The following is a 13,269-nucleotide window of genomic DNA, read 5'->3' as shown; positions in this document are numbered from 1 at the left end:
CCTACCTGATAATAATTATCAGGTATTAACCCTCATCTTTGTCCTCAGGCACAGGAGAGATAAATTCGCCATTCTTGATAGAAGGATCATTATCCACGTACTCGCCTGTCTCGTAGTCATAGCCCACAGCGTGGCCTTCCTCGTCCGTGCGCGCGTACCAATCGGTCACCTCTGCTGCAGTGGAGTTAAAGTGCGCGCCCGTTGCATAGTCCCCCTCCGTCGGTTCAATGGACAAGGCAAAATTATCGCCATAATCGCGCACGCCACGCACAATCGCATTAGAAACCGCCTCATCCTCGTAGAAGTGACGGATAGAGATTGGATCATGGCGCAGCTCGCGCACCAGCGCGATACACATAAGCACAATGATGACCGCAAATGGCAGAGAGGTAATCGTAATAAGATTCTGCAGGCCCTGCAGCGCATTGCGTCCGCCAGCGAGCAAAATGACCACGGCGATGCCGGCCATGCACACCACCCAAAAGACGGTAACAATAGGGTTTGGCTTGGGGTTACCCCGCTGCGTGAGCTGCGAGTTCACAATGGATGCGGAGTCCGCCGTGGTAATGAAGAAGACAACCAGCATGAGAATGACAATGGGTGCCATCCACTCCGCACCTGGGAAATGGTCCAGGACCTTAAAGAAGATATCTTCTGCCGCCGGCATAGAGTCAATAGTGCCGTCCGGGGCGATATCGCCATCGCGGCGCTGCAGCCAAATGGTGGTGCCACCAAGAATGGTAAAGGCAGCAACAATGATGGCCGATGGAATAAGCAGCACGCCAAGCACGAACTGGCGGATGGTACGCCCGCGCGAAATCTTGGCTACGAAAACACCCACAAACGGTGACCACGATACCCACCAAGCCCAGTAGAAGGTGGTCCATGAGGAGAGGAATGCCACCATATCTTCGCCCTCGCCCATATTGGCAGAGAGCATCTGCGGCATTTCATCGAGATACTCAATCACCACTGCCGGCAACATGTTGATCAAGAAAGCGGTGGGACCTACCACGAAGAAGAACAGCGCCAGCGCAAGCGCTAGCACCAGGTTGATATTTGAGAGCCAACGAATGCCCTTAGCCACGCCCGAAACGGCCGAAAAAATCGTGCCGATAGACAGCACCACGATAATGACCAGCGCCGCAGTATTGCCGGTGGTGGACCAGCCGCTAACCAATTCCACGCCGCGGCCGATCTGCAGCGCACCAATGCCCAAGGTCGCGGCGGTACCAAAGAGCGTGGCAATAATGGCCAGGCCGTCGATGATGCGCGCCGGCAGGGAATCCGTAGAACGATTGCCGAAAAGCGGCATCAAAATGGAACTCATCAGGGGAACGCGGCCGCGGCGGAAAGACACATAGGCCACGCACAAGCCCACGATGGCATAGATTGCCCAAGCATTAAATCCCCAGTGCATTGCGGCCTGAGCCATTGCCCCAAGCACGGCTTCATCGCTAGCCGCCTCGTACGCGCCCGGGCGCGGCGAAAGGTAGTAGCTCAGCGGTTCGAAGGGGCCGAAGAAAATAATGCCGATACCAATGCCAGCACCAAAGAGCATCGCAGCCCAGCTCACCGTGGAAAACTCTGGCTTCTCCCCATCGAGCCCCAGTGGAATCTTGCCGTACTTGGAAAAGGCCAAGATGAGGAGCAAAAACATCAGGAACGTAGCCAAGGCAGTAAAAATCCAACCCAAGTTGCGCATTACCCAATCCAGCGCGGCCGAAGAGGCATCAAAGACTTGCTCGGGCGCAACCACACCCCAAATGACGAAGGCCATGACCAGGCCGCCGACCGCCACAAGGATCGGCTTATCCACTCCATATTTAACCTTCTGATCCTCAATGGAAACGCCCGGCACCAGCGCAGGGTGGATATTATGCGGGTACATAATGTCTTTGAGAATGCGCTTGGCGTTACGGGTGCGTTTTTTACTTTCTTCCGAGCTATTTACCCCGCGCACAGGGCGGGATGAAGAAGACGGTGAAGAAGAGATGGTTCTACTCCTATTCTATTTTCAGGCGTCACTTTGAAAGAGCTGTCTACACATTAATAAAAACTCGCTGGATATAAAGCTGGCATCAGCCTTACCCCCATATGCGTAAAATGGGCTCAGCATTGTTTACCGGCCTTTAACCTTGGGAGTGACTTTCTATGGCGCTTTACCCGCTCGCGACTAGTTACTTCGGCGTGGAGCATGTCGCAGTCCTTGAGCACCCCGTGCTGGGCACCGCGTTGAGTATCCCCGGCGTGTCCGAGCACGCAGCGCTTGTCGATGTCTCCCTAGAACCCGATACCTACACCAACGGCTGGCGCATCCGCTCAGACTTCGGCTTCCTAGGTTTTTTGGACGAGGTCGAAGCCGCGGAATATCCCGCCCTAGAGCGTTTGAAAAACTCGTTTGCCCAGCCACAGACTATTGCCACAGTGGAAGTAGTTGACGGCGAGGTGGAGGTTGCCGTGTCCCTTGGCTTGTGGCCTTGGATGGTTCCGGTCAATGACCAGCCCCAAGGAACCGCGCTGCTAGCCGGTGGACGAGGCGTGCTTATCGACGTCGCCGCTGGCGACCTTTCCTCCCCCCAGCTGCAACGCATGGGTACGCAACAATTCTTCGTTACCCTGGAAGACCTTTCCGGTACGGCTGTGGCTACCTGCGACGATATGGTTCTCGGCCCCTGCGGCGATATCGCCTCGCTGCCTGGTCTGCGTGCCGCATTCGAGGCTGCTAGTGCCTCCGGAGCGGGGCTGTCCGCCCGTGCCTACACGAGCCACGGCATGCTTGCAGTCGATATCCCCGCTGATACGGCCACCACCGAGGAAATCTTCTCCCCCGCCGTCCCACCATTGCGCGTGCCTGCTCCCCAACCTGCAATTCCTGCCGCCGCACCTGCATCCATGCCCACACAGCCCGAAGTCTGGGATCACACAGTATCCGGCGAGACCATCGTCACTGCACTTCCCACGGGCTCGCGTCGTCCGCAAGGACCGCACGCGCAGCCAGCCGCACCCGCTGCGCCTTCCCAGACGGCTTCGCCACAACAAACTGCTCACTCGGCCACGCCGCCTAAAGCCAGCGCCAAGCTTGCAGAATTGGTCTCCTCTGTCCCAGGCGAGCAGAGTTTTAGTTGGCGCGTGCTCCCGGTAGCCGAGGAACCAGGCCGTTATTCTTCCGAATCCGCGCGCGTGCGGGCTCGGCGCGTAGCACGCGAGACTTCCCACCACCGCGGAGGAAACCACCGCAAATAGCTACCGGCCCCGCCAAAGTGTCCTTGCTAGCGCAAGGTTCTGCAGCCTCCCTCCCCGCGGCGAGTAATCCGCTGGGCATCTAAATATTCCAGGAGCGGAATGGCTACCCGTCGCGTCGTCCCCAAGGCCCGGCGGGCAGCAGAAAGCGTGAAGGGCTGTTCCAGCTCGGCCAAGTACCGACGCGCTTCCTCTGGTGCCGAGGGCAAAAGCACGATGCTGTGCTGAAGACGCAACAGGCGCCCGGCGCGCTCAGCGGCAGCAAGCTCCTTGGTACCCAGACCCAGCTCCGCTAAATCATCTGCCTCTGGTGCCGCAAAGGGTGACGCTTTAAGTCTCTTCTCGATAACAGCAATGCCCTGCTCAGCCGCGCCGAGATCCACCCGTTGCCCAGGCAGACGAAGCACTCCCTCACTGCTTTCTGCCTTCGCAGCGGCGATCGCAAGCCCTAGCAATCCTTCGTCGCGCATGCCGAGGGCATCCATGGCCGCCTTGCGAGGCATTCCCGGCGCCAAGGGATGTGCGGCAGCGTGGGCATGCAGAGCATCGTTGAGTGCTTCCTTCCACCGTGTTACCTGGGAAGCGGCTATCCACCACTCGCGGAAGGCGATGATGCCTGCGGGTGGCGCGGCAGTATCGAAGCCATCGCGGGCGAGGTCATCCAAGCGGGCGTAGCCGACGCGCCACAGATAGGATGCAGGATCCCTAAATGACTCCTGCGCGCTGAGTTCTTCTGCGCGACGGCGAGCGGCACCGCGACGGTTAAGCTCCGGCGGGCGGAGATCTACTGCTTCTACCCCGGCGACGACGTGGCGACCGCCGGGGCTGCGGACGACGAAGCGGTCGAGGAGCTGAAGGGGCAGCGGATGAGCCAAGCTAAGGCGCGCGAAATCGGGCGAAAGGGGCCGCAAGTGGCCCTCTACCCCGGCGGTACCGGTGTGGACGACGAGGTTATCTGGCAGCCCATCGAGCTCGGCGCCAAAGGTGCGGCGAATATCGAGGTGCTCCACTAGTCGCCATGCGCCTGGGCTCAGCACTACGTCGCCGCGGTGTATCTCGGCGGCATCTACTCCCCGCAGGTTGACGGCAGCGCGGGTGACAGGGCCAAGGGATTCCTGTGCGCTATTTTCGCTGTGCAGTCCCCGAATTTCCACCGTCTTTTCGCCCTCAGCTGTCACCACCTGCAGGCTATCGCCTACGCGCAAGCTGCCCGCGGCGAGTGTTCCGGTGACCACGGTGCCCGCTCCCTTCACGCTAAACGCCCGGTCGACCCACAGGCGCACTGGGGCTGTCGGATCGGGAGCAGGTACTTCAGCAAGCACATCATCCAGCGCCCGCCGCAGCTCTGCAATGCCTTCGCCGGTGGGGGCGGAGACGGGGATAATGGGGGCGTCGGCAAGCGGGGTATCTGCCAACTCCGCACGGATCTCGGCGGTGCGATCTACGGTGGCGCGGTCGCTGCGGGTAAGTGCGATAATTCCATGCTCTACGCCCAGGGCGCGCAAGGCATCGCGATGATCGGTGGACTGGGCTTGCCACCCCTCATCAGCTGCCACCACGAAAAGGACCACTGGGGCTGGGCCCACGCCGGCAAGCATATTGCCCAAGAATTTTTCATGGCCGGGCACGTCCACGAAAGCCACATCTGCACCAGAGGGCAAGGTGGTCCAGGCAAATCCTAGGTCAATAGTGAGCCCGCGGCGCTTCTCTTCTTCCCACCGGTCCGGGTCCATCTCCGTAAGTGCGCGCACCAAGGTGGACTTGCCATGGTCTACATGGCCGGCGGTAGCAACGACGTACACCTAGCCCACCGCCTTAATCGCGGCAATGACCACGGCGTCTTGGTCTGCGGGAACGCAGCGTATATCCACTAAGCAGTTGCCCTGATGCACCCGGGCTACCACCGGTGGTTCGTGGTGGCGAAGCGCGTCCGCAAAGTGTTCTGGCAGGCTAACCGCATAACCGGGTAGCGGGTATTCGGGCGCCCCGCCACCGCCTACGCGGCCATCGTGGGGCACTACGCGCGCACCGACTGCCTCCGCTATCGCTTCCGTGCGCGCGCGATGGGTCTCCCTGTCCAGATGCAGTGCATCTTGCACCGCATTCGAAGGCGTGGAAATGGCAGCCTCCAAGGCGTTGAGGCGCAGCTTGTCTATACGCACGGCGCGCGCAAGTGGGTGCTTTTTCACCGCAGCAATCGCCTCCTTGGTACCGAGCAAAATTCCTGCCTGCGGGCCGCCGAGTAGCTTATCGCCGGAGGCAATGACGATATCGGCGCCGGCGCGCAGCTGGGCCTGAATATCTGGTTCCTCTGGCAGCGCGGGATCATGATTTAGTAAACCAGAACCCAGGTCCACAATGAGCCGCGTATGGTGCTGCGCTGCTAGGCGGTGCAGCTCATCCACGCCGACTGCGGAGGTAAAGCCCTCAATGCGGAAGTTAGAAGGGTGCACCTTCAAAATGGCGCCGGTATTTTCCCCCAGCGCGCGCTCATAATCGGCCAGATGCGTGCGATTAGTCGCGCCGACTTCCTTGAGGCGCGTGGCCGTAGACTCGATGAGCTCCGGCAAACGAAAGCCCGCACCGATCTCAATAAGTTCGCCGCGCGAAATGATGACGTCTTTGCCCGGGGCGAGTGCGGCAGTGGCCAAGAGCAAGGCACTGGCGCCGTTATTGACCACGAGGGCATCTTCTGCACCGGGACAGGCCGCAAGCAGCGCAGCCGTGGCGCCAGCTCCGCGGTTTTTCGAGCGCTTGCCAGAATCAAGGTCCATTTCCACGTCGGTATAAGAGGCGGCGTCATGAAGGGCCTCTACTGCGGCCCCCGGAAGAGGGGCGCGCCCTAAGTTGGTATGGATGATGACGCCGGTGGCGTTGATGACCGGCCGCAGGGAATGCACCCTCTGCTGCCCCAGGCGTTGCGCAATTTCTGTGGGGATATCGTTGATAGGCAGCTCGCCGCGGCGTGCTTGGGCAACTGTGCGCTGAACAATTGCACGAATGGTGTGCTCGGCAAGGCGCTGTCGCGCGGGTTCTACTTCTGGCAGCTGGAGCAGCTCATCCATGCGGGGAATATTCCGACGGGGATCGGGGCTGGCTGCAGGGGTGGGCGTGGGCACTGTGGCATTCCTCCTTGCGCGCGAATGGCGGAGACGGACAGGAATCGAACCTGCCAGACCGAGATGCTCGGCCTCACCGGTTTTGAAGACCGGGGCGCCCACCAGGACACGTACGCCTCCGTGTGCTCACCTTACACGCGCATTCGCCGGCGCCAATACACCTGTCATCCCTACGTCCACCAAGCCCCTCGAAGGCGAAACCTCGGCGCCCTCTGTCCTATCGCCACACGCCGCCGCAAGCGGGTTCCCGCCCTAGCTTTGCAGCCAGATACTCTCTGGAGATGAGTAAAATGGCGCTATGACCGAAGAAATTAAGCTCACCTCTTTCGCCGCAGGCGGCGGTTGCGCCTGCAAGATTCCCGCTGGCCAGCTTGAGTCTGCCGTCGAGGGCCTGAAAGGCAAGGCCGACCCTAATGTACTGGTGGGCCTAGATGACGGCGATGATGCTGCGGCCGTCAAAATCCAGGATGGTCTAGCAGTTATTTCCACCGCGGATTTTTTCACCCCGATGCTCAATGACCCCTACGATTGGGGGCGAGTGGCTGCGGCCAACGCGCTTTCTGATGTCTATGCCATGGGCGGCACCCCCGTTACCGCCATCAACCTCGTAGGCTGGCCCAATGAAAAGCTCGGACTGGACGTACTACGCGAGGTCCTGCGCGGCGGCATGGACGTAGCCACCGAAGCCGGCATCTCTGTTACCGGCGGCCATTCCATTACCGCCCCTGAACCACTCTATGGCATGGCCGCCACCGGTATCGTCGCGCCCGAAAAGCTCATGCGCAACGACGCCGCCGAGCCCGGCCTGCCCATTACCCTCACCAAGCCCATCGGCGTAGGCATCCTCAACAATAAACACAAGGCCACCGGCGAGGTATCCCAAGCCGCAGTCGATTCCATGACCACCTTGAATCGCGAGGCCGCCCGTGCCGCGGTGGAGGCAGGCGTGCGTGCGGCCACCGATGTCACCGGCTTCGGCCTGCTCGGCCACCTTTATAAGATGTGCCGCGCCTCTGGCATCGCCGCGGAGCTCGACTTTTCCGCCGTGCCCACCATCGACGGCGCGAAGGAGGCCTTGGCGGAAGGATTCATCCCCGGTGGCTCCCGCCGCAACCTCGACTGGGTACGCCCGCACCTAGAAACCTCCTTGAGCGAGGAAGAGCTGGTGCTGCTTGCCGACGCCCAAACTTCCGGCGGCCTCCTCCTTATCGGCGAGGTACCCGGCTACCCCGTCATCGGCCACACCACCGAGCGCTCCGGCGATGCTTATATCAAGGCCTAAAATTTCTCCTTCCCCGGCGCCCCTAGCCGCGCTGGGGTTGATGGGGTGTGCAACCGAGGGGCATCGCCAAGCGCATGTTCCCCTTCCCTTCGGGTCCACCGACCGGCACTTTTATTGCTCCGCAGCCGAGCAACAACGCAGGGAAGATATCGGCGCGGAACTCGCTCCCGGCCTACGGGAGGTGGACTAGTCCGGGCTCACTACATCGTGGTCGAGACCCTGCTCGCGCCGGCGCTTTTCCGCCCGGCGCTTTTGCGGGCCGATGGTAGTCTCCGGATTTTTCACTGCTTCTAGGCCGGCGTTGAGCACACCAAAGCGGGTGCACGCCGATCCTGCCAATAGCGATAGCCCCGCGGCCACCGATACCGCGCGGGACTTTGTGGCCGCAGCCAGCATGCTTCCCACGCCACCGGCCGCAATGAGGCATTCCGAAGCCTTCATCAGCGTGCCCGGCTTTCCCTCGTGCAGAGCCTGGCGCGGCTCCGGCTCCATGCCTTCTTCCAAGACCTTGGTCGCCGCTAGGTCGCTGGCCGCGGCGGCCATGCCCGACACGCGGGCAGGACCTGCGTGCTCGACCGGGGTGGTCACCATAGCCATTCCTGATGACGCCGCCGCTGCCGAGGAAACAAAGACATACGGCAGGTGCTTTTTCATGTCATTCCACACCGGATTCGAGGTATTCGACAGCAATACCGCGGTATATCCCGCCAGCGGACCGCCGAGCACTCCCGCGACTGCGCCTGCCGGTCCAGCAGCTTTCTGCAGCGCCGTGCGCACGAACTTAGGCAGGGGCAGCTTATGTCCAGTCGCTGCATCCACTTCCGCTGCGGCCGGCAGCGCGGCCGCGCTCGCGAAGCCCGACAGGATCCACGATCCCAGAGACATCGGCGAGGTCACCTTGAAGACGCGGAACATATTCAGCGCGCGCTCCGGGCGGCCCAAATCCAGAATCAAAAAGACTGATCCCGCGGCCGCCGCGCCAAAGGCAGAAAGGCGGGTGGTACGACGCAGCGGTGCATTGCCCACGGCCTGTGCGCCGGCGGCCAAAAGCCCTGATCCGCCACTGACGCCGCCCAAGAAGAGATACGCACCGATTGGCCATTCCCACGGCGGCGCCTTAACCACTGGCCGGCCGTAGTAGGACGAGAACTCGAAATCCTGCGCCATGCGCTCTTCTTTGGAACCATCCTGCGCGCCCGCGCCTGGGCGCTTGCGCTTCTTTTTAGGCTTGGTGCCATCAAATTTCCGGTAGCGGTTACGACGCTCCGGCTGCGGCGGGCGGTACTCATCAAAGTTGCTCATTTACGTCCCCCAATCAGGAAGGAACCGGCCACGGCCAGCGCCATACCGCCGATAGCCTTCACTGCGGTCTTATACATCTGCGGCAAATCCGCCGTCGGCACGCGTGGATCAGGCGGAAGCCCATAGACCTCTGGCGAATCCAAAAGCAAGAAGATGGATCCGGTTCCACCGACACCATCGTCTTGATTAGCACCATAAAGCCGGGCCTCGGTAATCCCCTGCTCGTGCAGTACCCGCACGCGTTCCTTGGCGGCTGCCACCATCTCCTCATAAGGGCCAAACTGGATGGAATCGGTCGGGCAGGTCTTAGAACACGCTGGCTGCTCGCCCTGCTTCAAGCGGTCATAGCACATAGTGCACTTCTGGGCCACGCCCAAGTTCTTGATCGGCATCGCCTCGCCCGGTGTATGGTCCGGGCCTTGCGGGGCAAGCTGCTTGAGCTTTTTCAACACGTTGACGCCAGCATGGGAATTATCCACGTAATCCACCGTGGCGGTCTTGTCATATTTCAGCGCCACACCGCCATCATCGCGGCGTTCAATGACACCGAACGGGCAACCGGCTACGCATGTCCCGCAGCCATTGCACACGTCATCTTGCACTACCACAGTGCCAAATTCGGTGCGAAACAGTGCGCCGGTAGGACAGACATCAAGGCAACCTGCATGCGTGCAGTGCTTGCAGACATCCGAGGACATCAGCCACCGGAAGGTATCGGTATCTGGCGGAGTGGTATCAACTTCTTGCGGCTGCGCCCCGACCGAAGGCATGCCCAAAGAAATGAGCTTCTTTCCCTCCTCGCGGGCGTGCTCGATACGGTCATTATTTTGTTCCACGAAGGCCACGTGCCGCCAAGTATTAGCTCCCAGCGCACCGGTGTTGTCATAGGAATCACCGGTGACGTCATAGCCTTCTACCGGATTGCGGTTCCACTCCTTGCACGCCACCTCGCAGGCCTTACAACCAATACAAATGGAGGTATCGGTAAAAAAGGCCATGCGGCGGTACTTATCGTAGCCGTGCCGGCTCGCGTTCTCGGTCAGTAGATTTGTCATTTACTTACCTTCTTCGCTTTCCTCGCCCTTCTCGCCGGGCGTGTCCGCATCCACGGGCTGCTGCGGCTCTGGGTTATAAGTGAAGGAATCATCCACAGTGAGCAGATCATTACCGGAATCCAGATTCAGGTGCGCACGCTTCTGGTACTCCTTGAGCATCTCCACACGGGCCTCACCACGAGGACGACGCCCCGGCTGGATATCGCAGGCGCCAATCTTGGAATTCTGAATGAATACGTTCGGCTCCAGCGTGAGGCCCAGCAAATCATTGGCACCATCGCCAGCTACGGCTGTGGAATCGGACTCGCCATAGTGATACGGCAAACCGATTTGGTGGAACTCCTCACCATTGATCTTCATCATCTGCATGCGGTCAGTGACCAAGACCTGCGCCTCAATCACGCCGCGAGGCGAGACGATCGTGGCCCACTGACCATTTTCTAGCCCACGCTTTTCTGCCAAGGCCTTATCAACCTCGCAGAATAGGCCTGGCTGCAGTTCCGCCAGATACGGCAAACGGCGTGACATCGCACCCGAGGTATACATCTCCGTGAGGCGATACGTAGAAAAGACGAACGGGAAAACCTCCGCGCCCGGCTCGCCCGGCTCTGGACGCGACAGGTTATCTGGACGCTTAATAGTCAGACGCGTCGGCGACTGCTGCTGCTTGTACAGCACATTGTGTACCGGGGACTCGTGCGGCTCATAGTGGGTGGGCAAAGGGCCGTCGGAAAGCCCGGTCGGCGCAAAGAGCCAACCGCGGCCATCAGCCTGCATGATGAAGGCATCGGTGCCATCGAGGGCGTCCGGCCCCACGGCGTCGACCGGAGCCTTGTAGTCAGGGGCCTTAGTAACCGGGAAGTCCGGCACGTCATCGCCAACCCACTTTCCTTTGTCAGCATCCCACCACACATACTTCTTGCGCTCCGACCACGGAGTGCCATCCGGCTTCGCCGAAGCGCGGTTGTAGAGCAGGCGGCGGTTTGCCGGCCACACCCAGCCCCACTCCGGAGCAACCTCATTTTGCTCCGAACCAGGAACCTTGCGGGCGGACTGATTAATACCATCCTTAAACACGCCAGTGTAGATCCAGCAGCCACCCGAGGTGCTGCCATCATTTTTCATCTCCACGAAGGCAGGCAAAAGCTCGCCCTTCTTCGGGCCCTCAAGGTAATAACCATTGATCTCCTTGAGGACGTCCTCAGAATTCGGCTCACCTTCCTCGGTTTCCACATAATCCCACGTGACCTTCTGCAAAGGCAGATCTCGCGGATCAGTGGAATCGCGCAGACGCTCCTTAATCTTCTTGCCCAACTGGTAGAAGAACCACAGGTCACTCTTGGCATCACCTGGCGGCGGTGCCGCCTGGAAACGCCATTGCAACATGCGCTGGGTTTGGGTGAAGGTACCGGCCTTTTCCACGTGGGTTGCCGCCGGCATCAAGAAAACCTCGGTACCGATATCTTCGGTCTTGAGCTCGCCGTTTTTAATCTCCGGCGAATCCTTCCAGAACGAGGCAGTCTCAATCTCCTGGAAATCGCGCACAACCAGCCACTTTAGCGCCGCCAAACCACGGCGCTGCATGCCGCCATTAGACTGCGCCACTGCCGGATTCTGGCCGAAGACAAAATAGCCTTCCACCTGCTCATCCAGCATTGCCATGAGCGTTTCATAGGTCGAATGCGCACCAGAAATACGCGGCATGAGGTCATAACCCCACCCGTTTTCCTTGGTCGCTGCATCGCCCCAGTAGGACTTCATCAGCGAGACCGCATAGTTCTCTCCGATCTGCCAGAAGCCCTTCTGCGACTCATTGCGGATGCCATCTACATACTCAGGCCAGCTTTGCTTGTCGACGCCCGGCATCGGCAAATACCCCGGCAGCGAATGGAACAGCGTCGGAATATCGGTAGACCCCTGAATAGACGCGTGTCCACGCAACGCCATAATGCCCGAGCCTGGTCGGCCCACATTACCGGTCAGCAGCTGCAAAATTGCCGCGGTACGAATGAACTGCGCACCCAGAGTGTGCTGAGTAAAGCCCAAAGCATAAGCAAAGCACGTGGTGCGATCCGGCGTAGAATTCTGCGCAATCGACTCCGCAAGGTAGTAAAAGTCCTCTTGCGCAATACCGCAGGTCTCCTCCACTATCTCAGGCGTATAGCGTGCGTAATGGCGCTTGAGAATCTGGAAAACCGAATTGGGATGCTCCAGCGATTCATCGCGTTCCACATTCCACGACGCACCCTCGGGCTTCTGCACGTACTGCCACGAATCCGTGACGTATTTTCCGGTCTCTGGGTCATAGCCAGAGAACAAACCATCTAGATCCTCGGTGTCTTGGTAGTCCTCCGAGATAATCATCGGCGCATTGGTATACGCCACCACATAGTCATGGAAGTACAGCTCATTTTCCAGCAGATAATTAATCACTGCACCCAATAGCACTACATCCGTGCCGACGCGAATACCAATATGGCGATTCGCAAACGCGGACGTACGCGTATAGCGCGGATCCACGTGAATGATGCGTGCCCCACGCTTTTTGGCCTCCACTACCCACTGGAATCCCACTGGGTGGCACTCGGCCATATTAGAACCCTCAATGACGATGCAGTCCGCATTCGCCATATCCTGCAGCGGTTGGGTTGCGCCGCCGCGGCCAAACGAAGTTCCTAGACTAGGAACGGTGGCGGAGTGTCATATGCGCGCCTGGTTCTCAAGCTGTATCGCACCGGCCGCGGTAAACAGCTTCTTAATGAGGTAATTTTCCTCATTATCCAAGGTCGCACCGCCCAAACCGGCGATGCCCATCGTGCGATTGAGGGTGCGGCCCTCATCGTCGACATCCTGCCAACCGTTGCGACGCGCCTCCAAGAAACGATCCGCAATCATCTCCATCGCGGTATCTTCATCAAGGTCCTGCCACTGCGAAGAATAAGGCGCGCGATATTTAATCTTGGTCAGGCGCGTAGCGGAGTTAATGAGCTGCTCCGACGCAGATCCCTTCGGGCACAATCGCCCACGAGAAATGGGCGAATCCGGATCACCCTCTACCTGGATGACACGGTCATCTTTGACATACACGCGCTGCGAGCAACCGACCGCGCAGTACGGGCACACTGACTGCACCACGCGGTCCGCTTCCACGGTGCGTCCATGTTTATCCTTGCTCTTTTGAGACTGCGTATTGACGTCCCTGCCAAAGGGATCGCCGCTGCGCAGCTGGCGCACAACCGGCCAGTTGAGAGGGCTAAAGCGAGACATA

8 protein-coding genes and 1 tRNA gene are annotated in these 13,269 nt (G+C 59.9%); 2 read left to right on the top strand and 7 right to left on the bottom strand.

Features of this window, described 5'->3' with window-relative positions; all coding sequences use genetic code 11:
- Positions 1 to 25 precede the first annotated feature (25 nt).
- On the bottom strand, positions 26 to 1,963 hold the full coding sequence (locus ACLI1M_RS04425; RefSeq protein WP_023021858.1) for a BCCT family transporter: 1,938 nt from the start codon (positions 1,961 to 1,963) through the stop codon (positions 26 to 28).
- A gap of 191 nt (positions 1,964 to 2,154) precedes the next feature.
- Between ACLI1M_RS04425 and ACLI1M_RS04420 the strand changes: the two genes are divergently transcribed.
- Positions 2,155 to 3,246: a hypothetical protein gene (locus tag ACLI1M_RS04420; RefSeq protein ID WP_239205354.1), complete on the top strand. Its 1,092-nt coding sequence runs from the start codon at positions 2,155 to 2,157 to the stop codon at positions 3,244 to 3,246.
- Positions 3,247 to 3,272: 26 nt separating this feature from the next.
- Here ACLI1M_RS04420 and selB read toward each other — a convergent pair whose 3' ends face one another.
- From selB to ACLI1M_RS04405, 3 genes are all read right to left on the bottom strand, one after another.
- Positions 3,273 to 5,045 (bottom strand): selenocysteine-specific translation elongation factor, encoded by a 1,773-nt coding sequence (selB, locus tag ACLI1M_RS04415; protein ID WP_239205352.1) that lies wholly within the window; start codon positions 5,043 to 5,045, stop codon positions 3,273 to 3,275.
- Positions 5,046 to 6,308, bottom strand: a complete 1,263-nt coding sequence (gene selA, locus ACLI1M_RS04410) for an L-seryl-tRNA(Sec) selenium transferase (RefSeq protein ID WP_248099147.1) — start codon at positions 6,306 to 6,308, stop codon at positions 5,046 to 5,048. It lies immediately after the preceding gene.
- A gap of 79 nt (positions 6,309 to 6,387) precedes the next feature.
- A tRNA-Sec gene (locus ACLI1M_RS04405) sits at positions 6,388 to 6,482 on the bottom strand.
- Between the two features lie 178 nt (positions 6,483 to 6,660).
- Between ACLI1M_RS04405 and selD the strand changes: the two genes are divergently transcribed.
- Positions 6,661 to 7,644 carry a selenide, water dikinase SelD gene (selD, locus tag ACLI1M_RS04400; RefSeq protein ID WP_248099017.1) on the top strand — a complete coding sequence of 328 codons (984 nt, stop codon included), beginning with the start codon at positions 6,661 to 6,663 and terminating at the stop codon, positions 7,642 to 7,644.
- A gap of 186 nt (positions 7,645 to 7,830) precedes the next feature.
- Here selD and nrfD read toward each other — a convergent pair whose 3' ends face one another.
- Genes nrfD through fdnG form a run of 3 tightly spaced genes read right to left on the bottom strand, consistent with a single transcriptional unit; the run spans position 7,831 to position 13,268 of the window.
- On the bottom strand, positions 7,831 to 8,946 hold the full coding sequence (nrfD, locus tag ACLI1M_RS04395) for an NrfD/PsrC family molybdoenzyme membrane anchor subunit (protein WP_248099020.1): 1,116 nt from the start codon (positions 8,944 to 8,946) through the stop codon (positions 7,831 to 7,833).
- A complete protein-coding gene (locus tag ACLI1M_RS04390; RefSeq protein WP_023021864.1) occupies positions 8,943 to 10,001 on the bottom strand; it encodes a 4Fe-4S dicluster domain-containing protein in 1,059 nt (352 codons plus the stop codon). The genes nrfD and ACLI1M_RS04390 overlap by 4 nt, the downstream gene beginning before the upstream one ends.
- Entirely contained in the window at positions 10,002 to 13,268 is a 3,267-nt protein-coding gene (gene fdnG, locus ACLI1M_RS04385) for a formate dehydrogenase-N subunit alpha (RefSeq protein ID WP_411706699.1), read from the bottom strand.
- Between the last annotated feature and the right edge of the window lies 1 nt (position 13,269).

It is taken from the genome of Corynebacterium sp. LaCa54, assembly GCF_046717495.1.
Lineage (GTDB): Bacteria > Actinomycetota > Actinomycetes > Mycobacteriales > Mycobacteriaceae > Corynebacterium > Corynebacterium kefirresidentii.
The sequence above is the reverse complement of the archived record's forward strand: the minus strand, read 5'-3'. Positions and strand labels throughout refer to the sequence as shown.